At 39.5% G+C, this 25,413-nt stretch carries 13 protein-coding genes; 7 read left to right on the top strand and 6 right to left on the bottom strand.

Going from position 1 to position 25,413, the window contains the following annotated elements:
• Positions 1–4 precede the first annotated feature (4 nt).
• The 4 genes from dndD to WH46_RS20650 are packed head-to-tail and all read left to right on the top strand — an operon-like array spanning position 5 to position 4,805.
• Positions 5–2,005 carry a DNA sulfur modification protein DndD gene (gene dndD / locus WH46_RS20665; RefSeq protein WP_046228173.1) on the top strand — a complete coding sequence of 667 codons (2,001 nt, stop codon included), beginning with the start codon at positions 5–7 and terminating at the stop codon, positions 2,003–2,005.
• Entirely contained in the window at positions 2,002–2,379 is a 378-nt protein-coding gene (gene dndE, locus WH46_RS20660; protein ID WP_046228172.1) for a DNA sulfur modification protein DndE, read from the top strand. Before dndD ends, dndE begins: the two co-directional genes overlap by 4 nt.
• 17 nt (positions 2,380–2,396) lie before the next feature.
• Positions 2,397–3,530, top strand: coding sequence for a cysteine desulfurase family protein (locus tag WH46_RS20655; RefSeq protein WP_046228171.1), 1,134 nt, complete (start codon positions 2,397–2,399; stop codon positions 3,528–3,530).
• A gap of 21 nt (positions 3,531–3,551) precedes the next feature.
• Positions 3,552–4,805 carry an SIR2 family protein gene (locus WH46_RS20650; RefSeq protein WP_046228170.1) on the top strand — a complete coding sequence of 418 codons (1,254 nt, stop codon included), beginning with the start codon at positions 3,552–3,554 and terminating at the stop codon, positions 4,803–4,805.
• Between the two features lie 97 nt (positions 4,806–4,902).
• Here WH46_RS20650 and WH46_RS20645 read toward each other — a convergent pair whose 3' ends face one another.
• The 5 genes from WH46_RS20645 to dptF are packed head-to-tail and all read right to left on the bottom strand — an operon-like array spanning position 4,903 to position 16,063.
• A complete protein-coding gene (locus WH46_RS20645; RefSeq protein WP_046228169.1) occupies positions 4,903–6,057 on the bottom strand; it encodes a DGQHR domain-containing protein in 1,155 nt (384 codons plus the stop codon).
• Between the two features lie 3 nt (positions 6,058–6,060).
• Positions 6,061–7,641 (bottom strand): nucleotidyltransferase family protein, encoded by a 1,581-nt coding sequence (locus WH46_RS20640; RefSeq protein WP_046228168.1) that lies wholly within the window; start codon positions 7,639–7,641, stop codon positions 6,061–6,063.
• 26 nt (positions 7,642–7,667) lie between these two features.
• A complete protein-coding gene (dptH, locus tag WH46_RS20635; RefSeq protein WP_046228167.1) occupies positions 7,668–12,866 on the bottom strand; it encodes a DNA phosphorothioation-dependent restriction protein DptH in 5,199 nt (1,732 codons plus the stop codon).
• Positions 12,847–14,253: a DNA phosphorothioation-dependent restriction protein DptG gene (dptG, locus tag WH46_RS20630; RefSeq protein WP_046228166.1), complete on the bottom strand. Its 1,407-nt coding sequence runs from the start codon at positions 14,251–14,253 to the stop codon at positions 12,847–12,849. Before dptG ends, dptH begins: the two co-directional genes overlap by 20 nt.
• A 4-nt stretch (positions 14,254–14,257) precedes the next feature.
• Positions 14,258–16,063 (bottom strand): DNA phosphorothioation-dependent restriction protein DptF, encoded by a 1,806-nt coding sequence (dptF, locus tag WH46_RS20625; RefSeq protein WP_052714317.1) that lies wholly within the window; start codon positions 16,061–16,063, stop codon positions 14,258–14,260.
• Between the two features lie 345 nt (positions 16,064–16,408).
• Between dptF and WH46_RS20620 the strand changes: the two genes are divergently transcribed.
• Both WH46_RS20620 and WH46_RS20615 read left to right on the top strand, forming a co-directional pair.
• A complete protein-coding gene (locus WH46_RS20620) occupies positions 16,409–18,763 on the top strand; it encodes an MrcB family domain-containing protein (protein ID WP_046228165.1) in 2,355 nt (784 codons plus the stop codon).
• A 22-nt stretch (positions 18,764–18,785) separates the two neighbouring features.
• Positions 18,786–21,443, top strand: coding sequence for a DUF2357 domain-containing protein (locus WH46_RS20615; RefSeq protein ID WP_046228164.1), 2,658 nt, complete (start codon positions 18,786–18,788; stop codon positions 21,441–21,443).
• A 457-nt stretch (positions 21,444–21,900) separates the two neighbouring features.
• Here the strand turns inward: WH46_RS20615 and WH46_RS20605 are convergent, their stop codons facing one another.
• A complete protein-coding gene (locus WH46_RS20605; RefSeq protein ID WP_046228163.1) occupies positions 21,901–22,134 on the bottom strand; it encodes a hypothetical protein in 234 nt (77 codons plus the stop codon).
• 621 nt (positions 22,135–22,755) lie between these two features.
• Here WH46_RS20605 and WH46_RS20600 point away from each other — a divergent pair.
• Positions 22,756–24,894: a glycoside hydrolase family 6 protein gene (locus WH46_RS20600; RefSeq protein WP_046228297.1), complete on the top strand. Its 2,139-nt coding sequence runs from the start codon at positions 22,756–22,758 to the stop codon at positions 24,892–24,894.
• Positions 24,895–25,413: the final 519 nt, after the last annotated feature.

Below are 25,413 nucleotides of genomic sequence, written 5' to 3'. Positions count from 1 at the left end.
TTTCATGCAGATTACTAAATTACTGCTCCGCAACATAGGAGCCTATCATGGACCACATCATTTTGATTTCAATACTACCCCGGAGAAGAATGTTATTCTAATCGGTGGTAAGAATGGTGCAGGTAAAACGACAATTCTAGAGTCTTTGCGGATTGTATTATTTGGCTCGTTAGCATATGGCTTTGTTAATGATAACGAACCTTATTTCCGCAAAATTCATTCGCTGCTTAATCGCTCTGCTGTACAGAGTAATAGCAACGAGTTTCAAATCAAGCTGGAGTATACGGCTACAGAAGAGTTTGAAACTGTCGATTATGTATTAGTACGAGAATGGCGTTTTAAAAATGAGAAAATTAGAGAGAGCTTTAGTGTATTGAAAAATGGTCAGTATCTAACTACGCAAAAGCAATCTGATTTTCAAAATAGATTACGTGAAGAAATGCCTCCTCGTCTTTTTGAGCTTTGTCTTTTTGATGGAGAAGATATTTCAAGAATTGTTTCCGACGAAAAGATCCCAGAGTATTTGAATGATTCGGGTAAGATTTTGTTCAATTTAGATCTTTTTATGAATCTAGAAAAAGATTTGCAGGCTTATCGAATGCAATATGCTCAAAAAAATGCTAGTGCAGCTAAAGAGATTGCTGAGCAAGAAAGTCTGATTAATCAAATAAATGAATTACAGGTATTTATTGAGGAAAAACAATCTCTTATTTCACTAAGCGAAGATGAAACATTACGTTTGAACGATGAAATAAAACAGCATAAAAAAGACTTTGATGAACATGGCGGTTTGCTGCGTGATGAGAGACAACAGCTGTTAGCCAAAGTTAATACAATTGAGAATAAGAGAAAAGCAAATACAGAGCAAATTCGCTCATTTATAACTTCATTAATGCCTTTTTATATCACTAGAGATTTATTAGGCAGAGTAGTGAAGCAACTTGATTTAGAGAAAGAGAATGAATCTTTTGAATACGTAGCCTCTGCTTTAGATAAGAAAAAGCTAAATGATCTGATTCATGAGCTTCAACATACAGTTGGTCAAACGAATGTGACATACGATATTGATCATTTGCATAGAGGTATTCTAGCCATTATGCAGCCAGAGAACATTAAATTGATTCATAGAGCATCATTCGCGCAACGTAGCGAGATTCAAAACCTATTCAATCAGATTCAAAAGATTGATGCTCAAGAGTATATTAAGCTTTTTGACCAGAATGCAACGATGCTTGCAGAATCTCAAACCTTGCGCAAATCGATCGAGAATAATGATCAATCCAGTGAGTTCAAAGAAATTTTAGAACAAATTGAAACAAAAACGAAGCGTATCGAACAATTACGTTTGCTGATCGAGCAATATAATAAAGAGATCCAAGAAGCCAACGAGACAATTCGTTTGCATACTTTATCTTCTAACAAAATTACAGATAAAATCCGTGAATATCATAAAGCGGAGAATTCTTTTGTTATGACCGAAAAATTGCTGTTGGTTAGTCAACGTTTTAGAGAGCGCCAATGGCGTAAGAAGTTAGACGACGTAGCAAACGAAGCAACTAAAATGGTTAATATTCTTTTCCGCAAAAAGGAATATATTGATCGAATTCATATCAATCACTTAACTTTTGAATTGAATTTGTATAATCGTGAGCAGCATCATATTACCAAAGAACGTCTTTCTGCAGGCGAAAAAGAAATGCTTATGTTAACGATCATCTGGGCGATGTTTAAAGTATCAGGATGGAAGCTGCCGTTTGTTTTCGATACATTAATGGGACGTCTAGACCAAGATCATAAACGGGCACTTATTCAGCATTTTATTCCAAGATGCGGTGAGCAAGTATTGATGTTCACAACCGATTCTGAAGTTGGAGCAGAACAATTTGCTCTACTCAAAGACGTGGCAGCAAAATGTTACACACTAGAATTTAATCAAAGTACGCATAGCGCCGAAATTGTGAAAGGTCGCTACTTTACGATCAGTGAGGAGAGCAGCCAATCATGAACTTTACTCTAAGAACATCGAAATATGCGAAAGACAATCTAACTCAATTACATGCGTCGACAGGCATTACACCTAATATTTTAATTCGTTACGCGGTTAGCCTCTCCCTACGAAATAGTATTCTGGATGGAACGGTAGAGCCGGTAACCAAAGATTTTACAGATGGTCTAGTACTCAATCGGAACACAGTAACAGGGGAATACGATTATGTATTCAAAGCGTTAATTACCCAAGTGGCAGGTAAAGAATTGTCGGATGAAGAGTATTTCCCTGGTTATTTTAATGCTCACTTGGAACGTGGGATTCGTTCACTGGCTTCGGAATACAAGAGCGCGGGTAACTTCGAACGATTTGTCCGTGCCTTATTACTCTAAGAAAGTAGGGACTTGGTATGCTGTATTTAGACAATAGTGCAACGACTAAAATTCATCCAGAAGTATTAGAAGCGATGATGCCTTACCTTCAAGAAGAGTACGGTAATCCATCCAGCAAATTTTACTCACTAGCTGAAAATGCTAAAAAAGCAGTCGCCAAAGCCAGAGAACAGGTAGCTACTTTGCTAGGATGTGATCCGGATGAAGTCGTTTTCACCAGTGGTGCTACAGAAAGTAATAATATGATTATTAAAGGGATTGCGGACTATTATGGTCGTGATGAAGGAGCGAATAATAAGCTCTTAACCACTAAAGTTGAGCATCCCTCTGTCATTGAAACGTTTAACTTTCTTGGAGAGCGCGGCTATGACGTGTCTTTCTTGGACGTGGATCAGTATGCACGAGTAGGAGTAGAGCAAGTAAAAGAAGTGACTGCACGGATGCAGCCACTTCTAACTTCTATTATGTGGGGAAATAATGAGATTGGATCGCTTAACCCGATTGAAGAATTATCAAAGGTATTTGAAGAGAATGGGCAGTTCTTCCATACGGATGCAACGCAAGTGATTGGTAAAGTATCAGTAGATATGAGAAAAATGCCAGGGCTTCGTTTTCTTTCGATGTCTGGGCATAAGATTGGTGGTCCGAAAGGTATTGGGGCAGCTATTATTCGGAAGCAATCGAAAGAGATCTATACTCGCTTGACTCCACTTATGCATGGTGGAGGGCAAGAGAATAACTATCGTAGTGGTACGTTGGCTGTGCATAATATTGTTGGGTTAGGCAAAGCAGCTGAGCTTGCAGCGAGCAATTTAGAAAAGAATGCAGAAAAGCTTAAGGAGCTAGAAAAGTATTTATTAGGTATTTTTAAAACTAACTTGGAAGGAAAGATTATTTTTAATAATGATGAAGAGAACAAGATCCCTGGATTAATTAGCTTGCAATTTATCGGTGTTAATAATGAATTATTACTGAAAAAACTTTCTGCATATGCTGCACTTTCTTCTGGATCTGCTTGTAGTTCTAGCAAGCCTAGTCATGTATTAAATGCGTGTGGAAAAACTTTGGAAGAAGTAAGACAAACTATCAGGATTACTTTAAGTAGTCAAATAGACAAAAATGAACTGGGATTATTTGAGCAGATAAAATAATAATATATTTGGAGGTATACTTTGAAGATTTATGATGCTGCAATTTTAGCGCTTAAAGAGCTTAATAAACCCTCAAGTATAAATGAAATCTTGAAAGTCATTAAAAAAAATCACTGGTTTGTTTTTAATACTACAAATGAAATTGGTGTTTTAAGTTTAGCAATTAAGCGTAGAACGGAAGGATATGCAATATCTCAAGCTGTTAAAATAAAAAGCTTTCGAATAAGTAATAACTTGGTATCTCTAATAGAAGATCGAGAAATTGTGGACAACATGAATCAAATAATAGAAATAGCAGAATGGAAAGTTCGTAGAACTCATCATCTTCAAAAAATAAAACAAGATTTGAGATCAAACAAGCTAGCGCTCTTTTTGGGTGCAGGAGTTTCCAGATCTGCAGGAATACCTACTTGGGATATACTTTTGGAAAAAATTAATGCTTCTGTTTATCAAGAAATGAGAAAAAGTGAAGGTAAGCTTAAAAACTTTAAAACTACTCAAGAAGAAGATAAAATTTTAACAGACTTGCTAAGTCAATTAGGCGATGATTCTCCAATTATTAATGCTTCTTTTCTAGAATCAAATTTAGGAGCTATGTCCTTACCAAAGGAAGTTCATAAAGCTTTATATGGACGTACTAGAAAAAAGTTCACTTCTCCAACTTTAAAATGGTTGGCTAAGTTGTGTAATCATAGAGGAATATACCAAGTGCAGAATGTAATCACTTTTAATTATGATGATTTATTAGAGCAACATCTAAAAGATATACCTGTAACTTGTAAATCTATTTCTAAAGAAGAAGATGAAGTAGATAGCAATTGCCTACCTGTATATCATGTACATGGTTATTTACCTCAATTTAATAAGACTAATGAGTTGAATCCGATAGTTCTTACTGAAAAATCCTATCATGATATGTATACTAATTCATTTTCATGGTCTAATATTACACAATTAAGTATTTTAAAAGGAAATACTTGTTTATTTATTGGTCTTTCAATGAGTGATCCAAATATGAGAAGAATATTAGATATAGCTGCTAGTAAAAATCATAATAAGCTAAAGCACTTTGCTCTGATGCAAAGATTAGAACTAGAAATTGAAGAAAATCAATATGAGCAATTATTTCGTGATAACTCTTCTGAGTTATTAGAAGCATTTTTAGAATCATTTCATTTATCGAGAGAAAGGCACTATGCACAATTAGGTATTCAAATTGTATGGTTCGAGGATTTAGCAGAAATTCCACAATTAATAAAATCTTTAGTAGATTAAATTATGTAATTTATATTTCTCTGAAGAGTAAAACGACCTAACTTTTAACAAAGCTAAGTCGTTTTATTTATATTATTAATAAATTAGCTGAACAAATTTAGAAATCATATAAATTTATCTCATTTTTGATAAATGAAGCTATGTTTTTAAACCCTGCACGTGAATTGTATGACGACAGTATGCCACCAACTTTCCAATCTGTATATTCTACATGACTTTGATGGATCACTTCTTTAAAGTGATTTAGTGCAGCACTAAAATCAGTAGAACAGTATGCTAGTGATTCATAACCTAATTGGTGTATTGGATAAACTCCAATACCTTTTTGAATATTGAATTGAGGATTGTGTTTTACCAATTCGTAATAATTAAAACATTCAGGCCATTTTTGAGTGATTAATTTCCAAATATTTATTATATAAGGGGAGATATCATCTGCAACGCCAGACACGTTTACTTGTGTGTTGTCGATACAGTTAGTCTGCAAGTATAAAGATATTATTTCTTTTAATGATTGATTAAATGCATTGATACTAATAGGTTTCCCTTTATCGTCACTTCCGCCAGCCATTTTTATTAAGTTATACCATATAGACTCGATAGATTGATCTAATTTTTTGACAATAGCTGTCGCTATAGCTTCTTGAAATTCTTTATCATCTAGATGGTTTTTGTGCTCATTAAATTCTTCTTCTCTAATTCTATCACGTAATAAGATAGCTAGGTCAGTGCTTACTTTTTTTCCTTTACTATTTATATTGACGAATGTATTGACTTCATGAATCTTTTGTTTGTCTTTTATAATCATTAATATTACAGGGAATTCATAATTTTTGATTTGAGCATAAACTTCAGGATTATTATCTTTCAGATATTTTAATCCTCGAATTCTATGTTGCCCATCTACAATGCGTATAACTCGATTCAACTTTATGATATTTATTTTTATTTCAACGTCATCTGGATCTGTAGCTGCCAAAATAGCAGGTGGCAGTATCGGATCATTACCAAAAATGATTTCCTCTTCTATATATTTAGAAATTTTTCTATAATGATTAGTTATTAATTGCCGTTGATATCCTTTATTACTCATATCATTTTTAAAATAATGAACCGCTGTGTAGTGTATTAATTCATCTGCGGTAAATGATAACATGAACATTTCATAGTTCCCTTGACTCACACGTATGAATTGCTTTTCTAAGAAAATCTTTCTTTGTAAAGCTAGTTCATAGTCCATTTTAGAATCCATATTTTATTCCTCCTCTCTATTACTCTCTTTTACAAAAATAGTATTTAAATCATCAAATGAAAAACTTTGATGTTTTTTATTTATCGTTTTTTCAAATTCTTCTATATCGAATAATTCTCCACTAATTTCCTTATCATGAATTTCATTATAAATAGATTGCAGCTGCTCTAAGCTTATAGTTGTTTTTATAGTAAGTAAGATATGAATTGTGAATGCAGACTTTATTACTTCTAAGATAGTGCTTCTCTCATGCTTTTTTATTTCTTCAGAATTAAGAGAGAGAAAACGACTCTTTATATCTAGTAAATAGTCAGATACATTTATAAATATATTTTTTTGATGTACATTAATTAAAAAGAAATCTAACTTTTGATAAGCTTTAAAAGCATCAATTATACCTAATTCAATGCCTTCTTTAATAATTTTCTTTCCATCCTTACCCTCATCTTCTATATCGAAAAATTCATCAAATCCATTATAGAACGACATTAGATCATTGACCATACTGTCAATAACTTCAGTATTTGAGTCTTTATTTACAAAAAATTTATATATTCCTATAAATGCTTTCCAAAACACATCGGCACTTTTATATAAGTTGTCTAAAATAATTCCTAATTCTTTTCGTTCTTCGCGTAAAATTGTTTTATCCGGTTCATAGATCTCATAATCAAATAAATCTTTACGAAATTGAGTATCATTATAAGCATGATTTATAATTTTGCTCATAACATTTTGTCCCCTAGAAAGACTAGAGACATTTTTAAATTCAATTTGTATCATTAAACTGTATACTTCACGGAGATCCACTTCTATATTGATCAAATTTTGTTGAAATTTCTCAGAAAACATAGTATACATAAATTTTGTAAACATTTCTTTAATTTCATCTAATTGTTGCTCTTTAGATTTTTTAGAAAGTTGTTGACTCATTAGCTGCAATTGAGCATCTAAAGCAACTAGACTTTTAAATATGGTATCCATCATTCCAACATAAAAATGTGATCCAATCATATAACTATAATTTTTATAAAATAACATATGCTCAATTTCTCCCCAAAATACATTAATCAAAGATTTTATCTGTAATTCGACATTTATTTCATTAAAATTATCATCGATCCATATACAACTGATACGATAAATATTTTTATCGTTTTTTTGTTTTTCTGGTTGCTTAGCATGGCTAATTAGAAGCGTGTTTTTTAATTCAACCAATTCAGAAATGCTATAATATTCCTTTTTTACGTGTATACAGAAGATAGATTTAATAAAATTAAATAGCTTTTCTTCCTGTTCTATTAGCATACATACTAAACGTATACCAATAATATCCGGTAACTCATCTATAAAATTATTGGCATTCTTTTTGTATTTATCCGCATATCTTTTTCTTATAATTTTTTCGGAGAGACTAGAAGCTCCTTTCACTCTTCCTTGGAACATTACATTTTTAAAATGATCCTGTTCATAAAGATTTTTTTCTAAAAAAGTTAAAATCTTGATCTTCTCATTTTCTAAACTAACTTGTTTTTCATTTAATTGTTTTTCTGACATACTTATAAATTCTAATAATTCATCCATTAAAGTGACTCCTTTAAGCAATATATTTAATTATTATTTAGTTCCCAAAACGCCTTATCCCTCATCCAAACAGGCTGTCCAGTCCCAGTTTTCACAATACTATAGTGCTTCTGAAGAGACTTGATCCGATTCATAATACTCTCTTCTTCAGCTTTACTCTGAGTACTAAATACCATCCGAATCTCTTTAGCCGACATCTCAGCTACACTATGCACAATCCAGGTAAGGATATAATTCGCATAGTCATTATCTGAAGTCGAGAAGTGATTCATAAATTGAGTGGACAGAATCGTACCAACGCCATACTCCCGGCCTTCTTTCAAAATCTTCTTAATTGATGTGAAATCTTTACTTAAGAAGTTATCTGCTTCATCAACTAAAATCATTTTGGTAATTTCGCGGTAGGTGCCTTCAATAGCACTGTGTCCTTGCATCTGCATTTGGTTATAGAACACATCTAGCGTAATAGATACTACCAAGTTTTGGATGCTCTCATTAAAGCCAGACAGATTAATTACAGTAATACCATCAATCATGTCGAATAAAGAAATCGTTTTAGTAGCATCTGGCTCAAATACTTCTGTCTCATACAGTTCTTGCAGCGCAGCATACAGACTATCTACTTTGGTATCTTCTTTGCTTACAAAGAGATCATAAACATCACTTAGTGTAGGAGCAGGTTGATTCCAGGTAGAAGCATCATTTTTGATAATGCCTTTTTTAGCGTAAGCTTCCATAATAGTACCTTTAAGAATAATAGACTGTACCTGTCCAAGGCCAAATGATTTGGCAACCGTATCGGTAAGTGAGCTGCTCGTATGGACAGGTAATAGTGGCTTGATCGGCTGCGTTACATAGAGAGATAATGGATTGTACGGAAGGTGGTACAAGTCATATACTTTGGCATTTGTAGCTTCTGTAAATTCTGGTTTGATATAGTCCCCTTTGTAGTCAAAGATCAGAATACCAATCGGTGTGCTATTTACGTTATCCTGACTATTCCGAGATAACTGGGTAATGAGCGACTTGGTAAACTGAGTCTTTCCTGTCCCCATTGTTCCAATGATGCCTGTATTAGTATGCATTACTTTATCTGTAGTAGTAGGGTACCATTTTATTTCTTCATTATTTTGAACATTATGACCGAATAATACTTCCAACGGTTTGCGAACCGGTTCATCGATGTCGATATTAGAAGAAGCATCTTCTATAATTTTTTTTAATTCTAATTCGCTTTTCGATAGTACAGCTGACATGATTTTTTCTTTAGAAGATATTTCCTCATCCATATCATTTGTTTGTTGAATTAAACTGTCGGATGAATATAAGTTACACAATAACTGCTCTGTAGGAATGTCACCATAAGCACTTTGAAGATGGTTTTTGATATCTTCAATACTTTTAATGATAAAGTCATAGCCGCTTCTCTCTGGATAGTTAAAGATCATCACTTGTTCATTGTGCTTAATTTCATTAAATACCGTATCTTTTTTGAAAGAAATCACAGATCCGTCACCAATATAATTTTGCAAATGGGTTGAGATCGTATAATCATCATTAAGCAGACGGCCTCTTAACTCACTATTCGTAATATTCTCCCAATACTGTTCTGGCCAGATATTATACAAATTCATTTTTTCCGCACTTGCAATCGCAAGCTGGATAAAGAAGTTGCGATAAAGTTTAGCGGTGAAGCTGTCTTCATCAGTCAAGAATTCAATCAGTAGTTGCTGGGTCTGTTTAACTTGACTGATTGCTTTTTCATATACAGCGTTAGGATTGTTGCCGATCTTCACTTCAATTGGATAGTAATGAACGTAAATTTGTTCTTCTTTTTGTTCAATCCCAATGAGTAAGAGATCGTCACTATATGATCCGAATTTGCCCAGATTTTTGGCTGAAAACAATCCATCTGCTTGTCGTAACCCTGTTCCTCCAGATATACGAAGAATCTCTTCCATCGATATTGGAATCCATATAATATCTCGATGGGCAAAGGCAGCCAGTGCCAATTTCACCGCAGATAAAATACTGATTTTTTCTCTAGGGAATTGATTTTTTTGCGCCAATAAACGTAGTAGCCAGTTACCATTAATTGCGTTGAAGAAATTAATGATCGGAGGGAGCTGTTCAGCACTCACATCAATTTGATGAGAACGAAGGAACTCGTCTATTAAGCGCTGATATTGATCAGAGCGTCTAGTTACAGTGATAGCATCAAATCCACTTGAAGATGTGTATTGATCACTGTAATGAATAACAAGCAGCTCTTTTTGTAGATCGTTGTTTTTGAAGAAGCTTAAATCTACTTTAGGCTCGATAAAGGTAACCCAATGTGCAGAATCATATACAAGATCGAGCTTTTGTTTATGTGTAGCCGAGATTGCCGTTACGATATTCATATCTTCTTGGTAGTTATCCAGAGTACGAGCAACACGCAACAAGGAATTTAGCTTAGGAACTATTTTTAGTAAGGGTGTATCTGCTGCTTGATAATATTTGGTTCCGAAACCTGTCTTATAGTCTTCGTTGATGAAAACAGAGGGAATACCGGATACGAGCCCAAACAACGATACACCTGTAATAATCTCAGAAGCATTACTTGTAGCGATCTGCTCAATTTTATTCATTTGATAAAAAGTAATATGACTATACTCATATTGACTGGAATTAATATCTTGAGAATAAAATTTAACTTGGTCACGGAAAATATTAAGCAATTCTTCTGGATGATAGCCTTCCAACTCTAATTTTAAGTTGAAGTTTTTGGCGATATCTTCAGCATTGGAATATTGAGACATCTCTTCAAAAGCATTATTGATTCCTTTTTCAGCATAAATATGAAGTTCCATAGGCAGCAGCTCTGTTTTTTCCACATTTTTGCGTAGTTGCCGCTTATAGTATTCAAATAAGCCTTGGAGAATCTCTTGGCAATCTCCCATATTCATCGTGTTGATCTTCAGTGGTGCTCTATAGTCTAGATCAAATAAGTATGAGAAATGCTCTGTAAACTCCTCAATCTTTTCCTGAACCAACTTGCTTACAAAAAGCTTCGAAGACTCAAAACGTGGAAGACTTTGATCAATGTAAGTTGTCCATTCAAAAGAATCATTTTGTTCAATCGCTTTATAAAGTTTAGAATTATTAAAAGATACATAAGGCAGCAGATTAGTCGGACGCAATGAGCGAAGTAGCTCATCATTGATCGATTCTGAATCAATAAGCTCATTAAGCTGTAGTTGATAAGCTAGATTGAGTGGATGTAAAGGTGTATACAGCCATTCTGATTCTTTAAGTCCTTTTCGTATGGTTCCGATCAGTACTAAATCACGCTGAGTCTGATCCAGGGACTGACCATTATTCAATTGCTCCAATTCCTGCAAATAAGCGGTAACATAGTTTTGAGCTAAAGCGGTATATTCTTCATCGAAATAAGCTAAACTCGGTAAAAGTTGATTAGTTCTAAAATAGCGAAGCAAATCTAAATAAGCTTCACGCACATTTTCTTTCACTGCAATCGGTTCAGAAGTAAGCTCTCCAGCTTCTTCTATAAAGTACAAGTGATTATCTTCAATCAATTTTAATTCACGTTCTAAATTCTTTTTGAACTCTCCTTGAGCATAGGTTTCACGAGTTCCTTGAATGATTTTCATCTTATCGTTCTCAATGCGATATACAAAATGTTCTTGTTTTTCGCGTTTTAATTTCCATACGCTAAAGCCACCAATAGGCACAGGTCTGTCGACTACATCTTGAACTGCAAAAGGAATCTCTGTATGAGGAAGTTTAATAGAGAATGGAATGAGATCTTCTTCACCCGTATTCTCTGCATTTTTGCTGATCACTAACTCTTCAAACTCATTCATCTCAAATACGTTAGTTGTTCCGTCAACCTGAAGTGCTGCTTGTGCAACTTCTTCTGCACCCTTGTTAAAAATCCATTGCTCATCATCTGAATTAATTAAGATATATGAGTTTTTCGTTTTAGAGAGATTGATGGTATAAGAAGTTTGTATAGCCTGAATGAGTTTTTCGTATGCTTCTATAACTACAATTTTAAATTCATAGGCAGGGGATACGTCGGTTTTATACTTAACTCCATAAAAGCATGATTGTCCAGCTTCATATGGTAACTGAACCTTTAATTTCTTGCCTGCTGCGTCCGCTATGAATTTATGCTTGATTTCATTTTTTGAAATATATTGATTTTTGACGAAATCATTAAAAGGTAACTCGATTGTAACAGTGCTAAGTCCTTCAGGATTGAATACAATAATATTCCTTTTGCGTTGTTTACTCTTTGTTTCCCCATCTGGACGCTCCCAATATAGTAACCCTTCTAATGTAGATTTTTTGGTTGGCTCAAGATACTCTAATCCTTTGCCTTCAAGTTTTTTCTCATTCGAACGACGAACCATGCCAAAATCGGTATCCTGCCAATCAGAAGCAGCAAGCGTTCTCGCCCCTGTATCATCAAAATGTCTTTCCAGACTGATATCAACTGGACCATACTGATGAGCCATCTCGACATCGTTGAATAAAGATTGATTTTGTTTTAGGCGTTCTTTGATTTGCTTAGTAGTCATAGCTGTATTAAGTAACTCAGAATCATAGAACAAGCCTAAGTCTTTATAATCGGAAGGGGCTAAATTTTGATTATTCAGCACAGTTAGAATTTTTTCATAATCAAATAAAGTGACTTGTTCATGAAGGCCTTGTTGAGCTTTGTTCGAAGACATGCTGAATTCTAAGATTTGCTTTTCTTCTTTAGAAAGATAGGAAGCTTTCATTGATTCTTGAAGATTGCTTTCAATTTCTTGAATATGAAATGGCATACCCTCTTTGGCAAATGAAGTCATTCCTTGGACTAGACTGTCCAAGTTAGAATTATGGATTAATAGCATTGCTTTGTCTGTGAAAGGATCTTCCTGTGTGCCCACTTTGTTACGAAGTGTGGTTAAGAAGTCAGGTGTAATATCATCTGTATTCGATGCGATCAGCACCTTGGCTGAACCATTGTTTAAACATATAGATTGATAAAAGCCATCTGGAGTTGTCATAGAGAAAGGTTCAATGTTTGGAAGATTCTTTACTTCATTTACCAGATCGGTGACTTGTTCAGCACGTTCAAATTGAATGTGATATTTTTCGCCGGGTTGCACACTAATATGATTAAAAAATTGCTGAATTTGTTGTGCTAAGTAACTATAAAAATGCTTTGACATATATAGCATCCCCACTATCGCTTTTTTTCTCTAGCAAATTTAATTTTTCGAAGTAATCTACAATTGCTGTTTGAGTATCTCGATCAAACACCATTCCTCTAGCTTCAAGCTCTGAGAATAGATTTTTTAATCGGATTTTAGGTTCGTTTTTAATCATAAGTTTAGTTAAAAAAAGCAGGTAATCTGTATCTAAAATAAGCATCTTACCAGATCTACCACGTGATTTTAAAAATGTTTTTTGACAAAAATGTACAAACCATTGTTTGAATTCATTGTATGGTTTAGAACGACTACTTTGATTGAATTGGTAATCAATCATATGAAAGAGAGAGTCTAATTTTTGTAGAGCAGGCACATTCGATGATGATTTGAATGTACCAAGTTGTTCCCATTTAATATCACCAGATAATTTTTCTTTATATTCTTCAATTAAAGTATCCACTTGTTGTTCTAATTCTGTTTGTTCTTCTGGTGACATTATTTGGACTTGTTCTGCAATTTGCTCATAGGATAATAATTTGCTGTTTTCCGAATGAGTGTAGCTAGATTCAGTAAAATTAATCATTTTGAGAAAGTTTACATGAGCGAATGTTTGGTTGATCGCACGTTCAATACTTTTCCAGCCAAACTCATAGCTGACTCTCGTTTTGGAAAGGCGTTCTTCACCTTCAAATGTAAAATAAACTGGTTGAATTTCTTGATTATTGGCTTTAAATAACATTTCATTTTTACGTGCGAGTTGAGTAACATAGAGAAAGTAATAGTAGGATATTACTTTCTCAACTTGGCTTGTAAACAATTCGCTTTTGGTAGCCAGCCATTTGAAATCTTTAATAAATAAATCAGATACTATGGGAATAAGGTTGCTGTAATTTTTAGGATCTTTTGTGTTGTCGCTTAATTGTGGTAAGGATTTAAATAATAATGCGCTCATCAAATCGGAATGATCATCCGTATTATTTGACATACTCCAGGGTTGTTCATTCATCCAGAGTATGTTGTATAAAAAGGTAGCCAGCTTCTTATTTTCATTATCCACCGTGTTTATGTAGTACAACGTTTGTGGATGAAAAAGATACAATTGGTTGTGTTCATCTATGAATAATGTTTTGATCATTTGCTTAAATTCACTACGTTGATTTACTTCTTCAAAATCGATCGAATCCAAGACTTTATTAAGAAGTTTTTCTGTATTGACGATTTCGTTTAATTGCTTTTGTCCAATTAAACGAATGAATTCCCCAGTAACTTCTCTGAAATTGTATTGAGTGTCTTTAAATTTAGTGTTGTAAGGAAGGATTTCTAATTCGATTTTAGGATTATGGCGAATAGAAGAAGTAAATTTGAACTTTTCTCGAATCGCATCTAAGTTTAATTTATAAATCATAATTTCACGTCTCCATAAATGAATATTGATCAAATGTAGCATCGTATTTCAAGCGGTATTTAGTTGATTTGCCGAATTGTTTACTTTCAAATACGATTTCTTCGCTTTGATTGCCTGCATTACTAAGCCTATCAATAAATTCTACAAACTTAATAAATTGGAACTTATCTTTCTTATTTGGTCGATATCCATTTTTAATTTGGATCAAAAGCGAATAAAGAGAAAAATCGATATCAATAGATGGAATTGTATTATCATCTACATAGCTAACATTACGGACTTTGAACTGTAATGTCATCATAGTTAAAAATTTATACAGCTCATTCTCTGTAACAGGAGTAGTACGTGTAACATGAGGCTCAATTTCTAGCTTCTGTAATGCATAATATTGAGTTTGTGGCTGGCCAATTTGTACATAAATGAGATCGGAGTTTCCTTCTCCATTCCACTTATATATAGCGTCTCTAACATCTTCTCGATATAGTTTAGAAAGTTTGCTAATTTCTTTCTTATTCCAATAAAATAAATTACGCATAAATTCTTCATATACTTGATCTCGAAAAGAATTGTGGGCTGATTTAGGAATTAGATAATACAGATATACAAATAGTTTAGTAAGTATTCTTTTAAAATTTTGATTCTTTTCTTCTGGATTCCTCCAAGGTGAGTTGGGGATAAGACCTCTAGCAAAATAAGATAATTGATTGATATCAATATATTGAGCGAATAAATAAGCTCCATCTTTGCGCGATTTAAAACCAATAAGGTGTTGATCCAAAGTCTCTGTTCGGATTCTTGTTGGATTAATGCGATCAATTGCCTGATGAATAGCAGATGCATCTACTTTTTCAAATAATTGAAATGGTAGAAGAGATTTAGTGTAAGCTTCAAAATCTTGCACATGTACGATCTCTTGAATTTGTTGATGATTTGAATTTTCCATATTAGAAGGAACCAAAATATTATAAATAAAATCCAAAAGAGCTCTTGTAGAAATGAGAAGTTTCTCTTTTACCATAGCTTGAATCAGTAGGTCGATAATTTGGCGTTGTACGACTTCTTGCTGCAATAACTCATAGTTTTGAAAAATAGGATTTTTAGCAGCTAATTCGCTATCTTCAGATAGATCTCTTAAATACGCTTGGTAAAAAGGGTTATCTTCTGTTTTTTGAGTAATCTTATTCAGAATACCTTCAATGTAGCTAGATTTTGGACCTTGGTCCGTCAATTGATACATGTGGTAATCACTGAAATTCACATATTGGAAAATATGATCATCTTCACTGGACTCATCTGTAATAACGGACTCTAAAATTTTCTTTTGATATACATACTCGCGTAGTCTTGTAAAAGCTTTTCCATGTTCTGAGTCAATAAAGTTATTCAGAGCACCAAGGTTAATAGCTAAAACAATATTTTGTGTATTTTGTTGTTGCAATCCTTCATCTGAAAAATTGTCTAGCACAGAAGCTAGAGTTTCAATTGAAGTTTTATGTGGAGAAAAGCTTTCTGTAGCATCATTGTGTAAGTAGAAATAAGTATCATCATTTAAAAAAATGTATTTGTTTTTTAAGTAAGAAAGGATATGAGACTTACCATCTCCCACACCACCACAGACTAAAATTAAGCGGGCATTAGGAGAAGCATAAGCTTCATTAATATGCTTTTCTAGTTCAGCTTCGACGGGTCTTTGAATATGCATATATGTTTTGAAGCTACTAAAGCTTTCTAGATTTTCAACGGCTTCTTTCGAAGATTGTTTACACCTTTTAAGTACATCAATAAAATGCTCTGGAGCAGTAAGGTTCATTATAGTTCCTCCGATAACTTGGAAATAATCGAATTTGCTTATTTTACTATACATAGTATGAATGTTTATATTACTTATCTAGGAAAGGATTAATAAGAAAAGACTATATACCTAATACTTATAGGTCGCTGGTTACAGTTAACTTACTTTATTGTATCTCTTTTGTCTTAAAATGGGAATCTAGTTTTCTATTATTTTTCCATTCTGTATATTAATTGTGAATTTGGCTTCCTTATCTTGCTTGTAAAGTAGCAAGTATATGTACAGCATTGCGTGTAGTAGTATAGAGAATAAGTTTAATAATAGAAGATAGTAATATTAGCTGATGAATGAAGGAGGACATACATGCCCTTACCAATAGAACTACAAAATATATTTATACACAAACAGAAATCATATAAGATGGTCCTCATTCTCGTACTAATTGATGAAATGCGTGCTAGTCGAGATCGTGAAGTATCGATCACTCGAATAAGAGAACGATTCCTGGTCTACTATCAACAGCGTGAAGCCAGAAGCGAACCGGTAGATGCTCCTCCATCTCGCATGGCTTTTCGCTGGGCAGATCTACCTGCGAATCGAATTCAATATATTATCGATCCTATTATTGAGTCTCTAGTGCATATATTGGACTACCCCAACTCTGGCTACACGATCGGCTTCAAACCGGAGATCTATGATCAGCTCAATCGGGCTGTCCTGGATGAACTGTATCACTTCACCCTCGATGAACTGGATGCTTACTATGCACCACCAGAATCAGACTTTTCCCTGCGCGAAGACCTGATGAACATCACGCGCAATTACTCGCAGGCCAAGGCGCAGCCGCTGTCCGGGCATCCGCTGGCGGAATATGTACGGCGGGATATACCCGAACATCTGAAGTCGCTACCATTTATCCATAACCATTTCAAAGTCCAGGGATCGGTGGGACGTGGCAACTGGGCGACCATTCCATGGATTGCGGTGATGTATCCGCAGATCACAGATACGATCCAGCGCGGGGTATATGTGGCGTATCTGTTCTCTGCAGACATGAAGCGGATCTATCTGACACTGAACCAGGGATTGGGTGAGGCACGCAGTCAGTTGGGACGTGGAGAGGGAATGGCTTATCTGCAGGAACGTACACAGGAGATTCGTTCCCGGCTGCCGGCTAGCCGGATGAAGATGTCGGATGATATTGAGCTGGGCGATGGGCGGCTCGGGGATGATTACCAGATGTCGACGATTGCCTATTTCCACTACGAGACCGATCATCTGCCGGATAATGAGCAGCTGATCACGGATCTATGGGATGCGATGGACAGCTATATGTTCTATATCGAGAGCACGGCGATTACACCGAATACCGTATGGAGCAGCCAGATCCGCGAAGAGAGCAGCGCAGAGTCCTATTCGCCACGTATCCGCGATCGCGATGTGAAAGAGACGCTGCATCATATCCAGCAGTATGTCTCGCAGCGCGGATTTTATTTCCCGGAGCAGCTGACGCATAACTTTTACCTATCGCTGAAGACGCGGCCATTTGTGATTCTGGCAGGGATCTCGGGTACGGGCAAGACACGGCTGGTGAGATTATTCGCAGAAGCTGTTGGAGCTACGGCAGATAACGGGCAGTTTCGCCTGATTCCGGTACGTCCGGATTGGAGCGATCCGGCAGATCTGATCGGGTACAAGGATCTGTCGGGTGTATTTAAGCCTGGACCACTGACCATGGTGATTGCTGAAGCTTCCCGGCGGGAGAACCGGAAGAAGCCTTACTTTGTCTGTCTGGATGAGATGAATCTGGCGCGAGTAGAGCATTATTTTAGCGATATGATGAGTCTTCTGGAGACGCAGCACTGGATAGAAGAGGGAGTGCTTGCAGCAGAGAATGGACGGGAATATGCTGGGCGAACAGGCAATACAGCTCAGCAGCATGGAACTGGTGATGCTAGGCAGGCACATACAGGGAGTTCAGTGCAGGAGCGGCATATTGCGACCGATCCGCTAATTCCGGATGGTGCACTGGATACCGAAGAAGACCAATCTCGCTACGGCAACCTTGGCATCCCTGAGAATGTCTACATTGTCGGTACGGTCAACATGGACGAGACGACCTACCCATTCAGCAAGCGGGTGCTGGACCGGGCGAATACGATTGAGTTCAATGCCATCGACCTGATGCAGCTGCCGCGGATCACTGAAGACAGCCAGCAGCTGGTAGAGGTAGTGCCCGTCGAGCAGTCGTTCCTCCGCAGCGACTATCTCCAGCTGATCGATTCACTTGGCGATTACGAAGATCTTATTCGCCGCACGACCGAACAGCTGGTACAGGTGAATCACATTCTGGAAGACATCCATGCGCATGTAGGATTCCGGATTCGGGATGCGGTGTGCTTTTATCTGGTGTACAACGAACGCTTCAATCTGATGACTGAGGAAGCGGCTTTCGATCTGCAGCTACTGCAGAAGATTCTGCCACGCATTCAGGGGAGCCAGTCCGGTGTACGCCGTGTGCTGGTGGATCTACTCAAGCTATGTCTGACAGGCAATACACGCATCCCGTCACCGCTCGAAGACGATGACGCATTCTGGAGACAGTGGAGCCGGGGCGGTACTCCCCCAGCAGCACGCTATCCGGAGAGTGCGCGCAAGCTGGTGTATATGATCCGGCGGCTGGATGAGGACGGGTTCACCTCGTACTGGGTGTCCTAGATGATCTCTACAGGAGGTGCCCATGAATCTGAATAAAAGCGTGAATCTATTGGAGATCCAGACGAGCATAGGGAGCATCTATCTGCAGGGCAAGCCTTACCATCCGGCAGTAGAGACGCTACAGCTGCACCGGGAAAAGGGACAATGGGTCGATGCCCATCTCAAGTGTACGTCGCTGACATCGGATATTGAGGTGCAGTCGGTGCAGATATTCTCTCCGGTAGAGGGGGAATTGGTAGCGTGGAATGTTGGAGCAGATGTACTGCCCTGCTTTTACGAGCAGCAGAATTATGAGTTCGTGTATGAACGGGCAGAGGATACGAGTCTGCCGGTCACCTTTTACCATGAGAACCATTATCTACGGGAAGCGGTCACGCCCAAGGGCAAGCGGCTGCTGTCGGGGATGCTTAACTTCCGTAACGAAGTAGGCTTTACCGAGCTGGAGCTACGGGCAAGCGGACAGCGTCTGCTGTCGATCGAGCTGGAGATTTTCCCGTCCAAGCTGGATTACAAGCAGGACTACGTAGCCCTGCTGCGCGAAGTGAACGAGCAGGTGTATAATCTGTCGTTCGACTTTCTCAAGCGTACGTACCAGTCGGTCTCGCTAAGGGACAGTGAACACCAGAGCCTGAGCGAGTTTTTCTCAATTATTTCGCATCTATTTGGTCAAATGGAAAAGGCGATGGAGCGAATATCCATCCAGCCGCATCACCAGATGAACCGCGAGCAGGAACTGCGTAATGCCGCTCTGGTGAAAAGAGCCAGTCGGCGCAACAATACCTATCTGGCTCGTCATCCGCAGCATCTGGAGAAATTGCAGCGTCCATCTCTGGAGAGGGAAAATGGACTGGGCATAGATAGCAGACCTCAGGATGAACATTTGCAAGCCGATCCTTCCCGCCGGGGAGCGCTATCTATTAACGGAGAAGATTACCGTCCGCTTCGACTGCTCGATACGGTCAAGCATCTCTCGTATGATACGGCAGAGAACCGGATGCTGCGCTGGATGCTGGAGCGTATCCTCTCCAGACTGCATCGTCTGCGTGACCAGTATTCCCAGCTGAACCGGCCGCAGAATTACCGCAGCCGCACATATGACGAGCAGTTCGTTCGCCGGGTAGATGGGATGATCTCGCGTATGGAGCGAATGCTGTCTGCCAACTGGCTGCAGCAGCTGTCCCCGATGCGCAGCATGAGTCTCAGTCTGGTTATGCAGATGGCGCCGGGCTACCGGGAGATGTACCGATATTATCTGACACTGCTCAAAGGATTATCGATCCAGAGCGATCTGCTGCGCCTGTCCATGAAGGAAATCTCGGAGCTGTACGAATACTGGTGCTTCCTCAAGCTGAATGAACTGCTCAGCCGCAAATACCAGTTGGTTCGCCAGAATGTGATTCGGCTGAATCACTCCGGTCTATTCGTAACGCTGGATCGGGGGCAGCGCTCGCGGATGGAGTATGTGAATCCGCGCAGCGGCGAGACATTTGTGCTGTATTACAATAGTGCGCCGGATAGACAGGGCACGCCGACACTGCCGCAGCGACCGGATAATGTACTTTCGTTGCGGAAAGTGGACGCCGGACAGGAGAAGGAATACAGCTTTATTTTCGATGCCAAATACAAATTGAATGTAGCCGAAGAAGGATCTGCCTACCGGTCAAGCTATGGCCAGCCGGGACCGCAGGAAGAAGACATCAACACGATGCACCGCTACCGGGATGCGATTGTGCATGGAGTGAACGAGCAGGATTCATCTGCAATTGATCCAGTGACAGCTACAGAGCAGGGCGCAGCTGAACAGGAGCCGAAGACTTCATTTTCCAATAAAGATAAGTCAGAGCATGATCTTCAAGCAACCATTAGCGATCTTGGAGAAGATACTATATCTCCCCGTATCCGCTATGAACGCAGCATGTACGGCGCCTATGTGCTGTTCCCGTACGGTAACGAAGAAGAGTACCGCCAGCACCACTTTTACAAAAGTGTACGGCGGATCAATGTAGGTGCGCTTCCTTTCCTGCCGAATGCGACAACGCTGGTAGAGGAATTCCTGGATGAGCTCATTCAGGATAGCCCGGAAAAGGCATACGAACGATCCACCACGCCGCGGGGGACAGAAGAGTACTATGCCAACAAGCTCGTCACCCGCAATATGATCGTCGGATCGGTACGTGGACCGGAGCAGGTAGAGCTGGCATTAGCACATGGATTCTACCATGTCCCGCTCAAGAACTTTGCCAATTCCCAGGTCATTACCCAGCTCGAATATGTCGCTATGTACCAATCCAAACGCAAGTTTGGCGCACTCGGTCAAGCCGGTATCCACTATTACGGACACATCACCGGCTGGCAGATTATGCAGCGCCGGGACATTACCGAGATTCCGTCAGACGAGCGACGAGATGACCAATTGTATGTAAAATTCACTGTAGAGCGCTGGCAAGAACGCAGCGAGCCGATTACACTCGGCGGACAGGGCATCTATACACTGCTGTATACGAGCAAGTACATCTTCGACCGCGCCCATGAACTAGCCGAACTGCGCCTCGAATCCGACGAAGACCTGAGACAATGGCGCGAGAAACGCAGACAGGGTCAGGTGAAAGTAGTACTGGATAACGAGTATGTGGATCTGGCACAGCGTGTAATAGACGTATCCGTAGAAGAGCAGAAGTAGCAAGAGAAAAAAATAGCCGTAATATGGACCATGCTATTGACATGGTAACGCCCATAAAGCGGATAATCTTTGTAGTGCTTGTAGTGCTTGTAGTGCTTGTAGTGCTTGTAGTGCTTGTAGTGCTTGTAGTGCTTGTAGTGCTTGTAGTGCTTGTAGTGCTTGTAGTGCTTGTAGTGCTTGTAGTGCTTGTAGTGCTTGTAGTGCTTGTAATGTTAATTAAACTAAACCCTTCCACAGATAAATCCAAGCACAGAGCGGAGCAAAGGGAATAGAGGCAAAGGACGACATTTAAGCCTGGAGATCCACCTTTACATGTTAACCATTCAGATCTCCAGGCTTAACCGGAGGACGTGCCTCTATCCCTTTGCAAAGCGTATGAACATCAAAGAGTCGTCTCTTTTCCAAGCACATGCCCCCAACATCGAAGCAACTTCTGCAAAATAAATACACGCCCATCCTACCACTTCCAAATCACCCAAAGCAACAGCCCCAGCACAACAAACGCTATCACCGGATTCATAAACTTGGTCAACCAGATCGCCATAGTAAATGTTGCAATAGTCAGATACCCCAGCCACTCCTGATGTTGGAACTTTTTGCGATGATACAGCAGATGCACATAGCCGATCGGCGGAGTCACGAGACAGAGTACGCAGAGAAATCCCGGGCGCAGATACCATTTTGTTTTCATATGTATATACCTCCAAATACTTGTTCACATAAGCGGTGATGCCAGAATTCAGCTTCTCGCTACTATTACCCATCATAATATGGAAATAACACCCATATCAAATCGACCCGGTTCGTGCATTTATACACGTAGCCGGGCTTTTTTATGCATAAATGATAGTGTAATCGGGAACCAGCAGCCTTCTGTAACATCCTGTTATATCGTTTTTCGGGCATGATCTCATCCTATGCTTTAGTCTGTGAAAGTGTCTGGTGATCTATCGACTATTGGACTTTATCTGTCCGACTGCTTCGTTTCGCCAAATTTCTTGCTAATTAGCGCGTTTGCTGGAATAGCAGAGGATAATAAGATACTTTCATGCGGATATAAAAATAAAGGCGCAATAAGAATACTCTTCATTAGGTTTTCTAATTATAATCCATATTTTACAATATACTCCACTCATTGAGTGTCCTATAATCAACGCTGAGGAGGTGATTCGAAAGGGGAAGCAGTACAGAATACATCAAAATAGAAAACGCTTACCGGAAAGGTTGGGCTCGACTCCACACAAATTTCCCAGAAAGAAAGGTGAATGGATTGAAGTCTAAAAAAGGATTCTGGCAAGGTTTCAAGTATACGATGGCTGCGTCACTGCTGGCAGGAAGTTTATTGCCGACGATGTATGGACCGACAGCTTATGCAGAGGCTCATGTGGATAATCCGTTTATTGGAGCGACCGGATACGTGAATCCGGATTACGCCAAAGAAGTTGACGGTTCGATCGCCAGAGTTAGTGATCCTGCGCTCAAGGGTAAAATGCAGACGGTCAAATCCTATCCAACTGCCGTATGGCTGGACCGGATTGATGCGATCGAAGGTGGAGCGGCCAATGCCGGACGTCTCAGCCTTGAACAGCATCTGGATGCCGCACTGGCTCAAAAGAAAGGCAATACCCCGATTACAGCAAGCTTTGTCATCTATGATCTGCCGGGACGGGATTGCCATGCACTGGCATCTAACGGTGAGCTTCCTTTGACCCAGGAGGCACTGCAGCGCTACAAAACTGAATATATTGATGTAATCGCCGAGACTTTTGCGAATCCCAAGTACCAGGATATTCGCATCGTCAACGTGATTGAACCGGACAGTCTGCCGAATCTGGTTACCAACCTGAGTGATGCCCGCTGCGCAGCAGCCAACTCCAGCGGTATCTATGTCGAAGGCGTACAGTATGCGCTGAATAAGCTTCATGCGATCCCTAATACCTACAATTATCTGGATATCGGTCACTCGGGCTGGCTGGGTTGGGATAACAACCGGTCAGCGACAATCACATTGTTCACCAATGTGGTTCGTAATACAACAGCCGGATTGTCCAGCATTGACGGCTTCATTACCAATACAGCGAATACAACACCGCTGAATGAGCCGAATCTGCCGAACCCGGATCTGAATATCGGCGGACAGCCGATCAAGTCATCCAAGTACTATGAATGGAATCCGTACTTTGACGAGTCGGACTTCACTGCAGCATTGTACTCCGAGTTCGTTCGTGCCGGATTCCCGAGTGGTATCGGCATGCTGATCGATACTGGACGTAATGGCTGGGGTGGACCGAATCGTCCGGCAATGGCATCGGGCAGCGACATCAATACGTATGTCAATTCCGGCCGTGTCGACCGCCGCGCTCACCGGGGCAACTGGTGTAACAACAGCGGAGCGGGTCTGGGTACACCGCCGACTGCTGCACCTGCCGCTCATCTGGATGCCTATGTATGGGTCAAACCTCCGGGTGAATCCGATGGCTCCAGCTCCCTGATTCCGAATAATGAAGGTAAAGGCTTTGACCGTATGTGTGATCCAACCTACACTACAGCAGACGGCGTACTGACTGGCGCACTGCCAAATGCTCCGATCTCCGGTGCATGGTTCCATGACCAGTTTGTGATGCTGATCAATAATGCTTATCCTGCACTAGGTGCATCCACACCGGTAACACCTCCAGTTGTAACTGTGCCGACTGTACCAACAGGGCTGAAAGCAGCTGCCGCTGATACACAGGTGAAGCTGAACTGGTCATCCGTAACAGGAGCCGATCACTATGTAGTCAAAAGAGCCACCAGCGAGAGCGGTCCCTTTACTACCGTAGGCAGCAAAGTTACGACCACGTTGTACACTGACAAAGCAGTAACCAATGGCACTACCTATTATTACAAAGTGAGCGCCGTAAACACTGCAGGTACCAGCGCTGACTCTGCAGCCGTAAGTGCCAAACCGGTCGCTGTTGTTGTGGTGCCACCTGTTGATCCGGAACCCAATCCGAACCCGAACCCTACACCAACTCCGACAGGCAGCTTGAGCGTACAGTATCGTGCAGCAGATACGAATGCATCGGATATGCAGATGAAGCCGTTTTTCAATATCAAGAATAACGGTACGACACCTGTGAATCTGAGCGATCTGAAGCTGCGTTACTACTTTACCCCCGAAGGTTCCCAGGAGATGAGTTCCTGGATCGACTGGGCCAAGGTAGGACAGGATAATATCACGCGTACTTTTGGTAATGGATATGTAGAGCTGAGCTTCAGCAGCGCAGCCGGTACATTACAGCCGGGTGGTGAGAGCGGAGAGATTCAGCTGCGCATGGCCAAATCCGACTGGTCCGTGATGGATGAAAGTAACGATTATTCCTTTGATGCATCCAAGACGAGCTATACCGACTGGAACAAAGTCACTCTATATCAGAGCGGTAAACTGGTCTGGGGTATGGAGCCTTAAAATTGAGGTGATAGAGGGTAAGATGAATAGCGATAGAAATATGCATAATGAGCAGAGAGTATAGCGAGAATGATAAATAAAGATTGGAGGCTTGAGATGCTGTTTGATTTCAAGCCTCTTTTCGTACTTCCGAGTGACTGTGTTAAAATAGTAACCGAATATGATCGGATCGTCCGCTAGCTGCCTGAGCAAAGGGAAGTAAGCAGGGACACGCACATATTCATTTACTATATAGGAAAGGAGCATATATCAATGGAATTTGTATATGCTGTCCTGCAGGGACTCGGTATGATCTTTATTGTGCTCGCTGTATTTGTGGCCGTCACCTTGTTTCGCCTTTGGCACAGGAAAAATAGATCCTGATCATTGAGCGGCTAAAAAATGTTGTTATTCATGGTCATGGACTATCCTGTTCGTTCAATAGTATGCAGCTATAAAATCTTGCATACATTATAATAGAAGAAACACATTCCAATCTGCCTATTCTCCCCCTCCAAACGCCGCTGAAAGGAGCCATTC

This window comes from Paenibacillus dauci (assembly GCF_000971985.1).
In the GTDB taxonomy this organism is placed as follows: Bacteria; Bacillota; Bacilli; order Paenibacillales; family Paenibacillaceae; genus Saccharibacillus; species Saccharibacillus dauci.
Note: the sequence above shows the minus strand (reverse complement) of the source record. Positions and strands in the feature narration are given on the sequence as shown.

Coding starts and splice junctions, on each gene's coding strand:
- dndD (WP_046228173.1), top strand. CDS start 5: ATGCAGATTACTAAATTACTGCTCCGCAACATAGGAGCCTATCATGGA.
- dndE (WP_046228172.1), top strand. CDS start 2,002: ATGAACTTTACTCTAAGAACATCGAAATATGCGAAAGACAATCTAACT.
- WH46_RS20655 (WP_046228171.1), top strand. CDS start 2,397: ATGCTGTATTTAGACAATAGTGCAACGACTAAAATTCATCCAGAAGTA.
- WH46_RS20645 (WP_046228169.1), bottom strand. CDS start 6,057: ATGGATTCTAAAATGGACTATGAACTAGCTTTACAAAGAAAGATTTTC.
- WH46_RS20640 (WP_046228168.1), bottom strand. CDS start 7,641: ATGGATGAATTATTAGAATTTATAAGTATGTCAGAAAAACAATTAAAT.
- dptH (WP_046228167.1), bottom strand. CDS start 12,866: ATGTCAAAGCATTTTTATAGTTACTTAGCACAACAAATTCAGCAATTT.
- dptG (WP_046228166.1), bottom strand. CDS start 14,253: ATGATTTATAAATTAAACTTAGATGCGATTCGAGAAAAGTTCAAATTT.
- dptF (WP_052714317.1), bottom strand. CDS start 16,063: ATGAACCTTACTGCTCCAGAGCATTTTATTGATGTACTTAAAAGGTGT.
- WH46_RS20620 (WP_046228165.1), top strand. CDS start 16,409: ATGCCCTTACCAATAGAACTACAAAATATATTTATACACAAACAGAAA.
- WH46_RS20615 (WP_046228164.1), top strand. CDS start 18,786: ATGAATCTGAATAAAAGCGTGAATCTATTGGAGATCCAGACGAGCATA.
- WH46_RS20605 (WP_046228163.1), bottom strand. CDS start 22,134: ATGAAAACAAAATGGTATCTGCGCCCGGGATTTCTCTGCGTACTCTGT.
- WH46_RS20600 (WP_046228297.1), top strand. CDS start 22,756: ATGGCTGCGTCACTGCTGGCAGGAAGTTTATTGCCGACGATGTATGGA.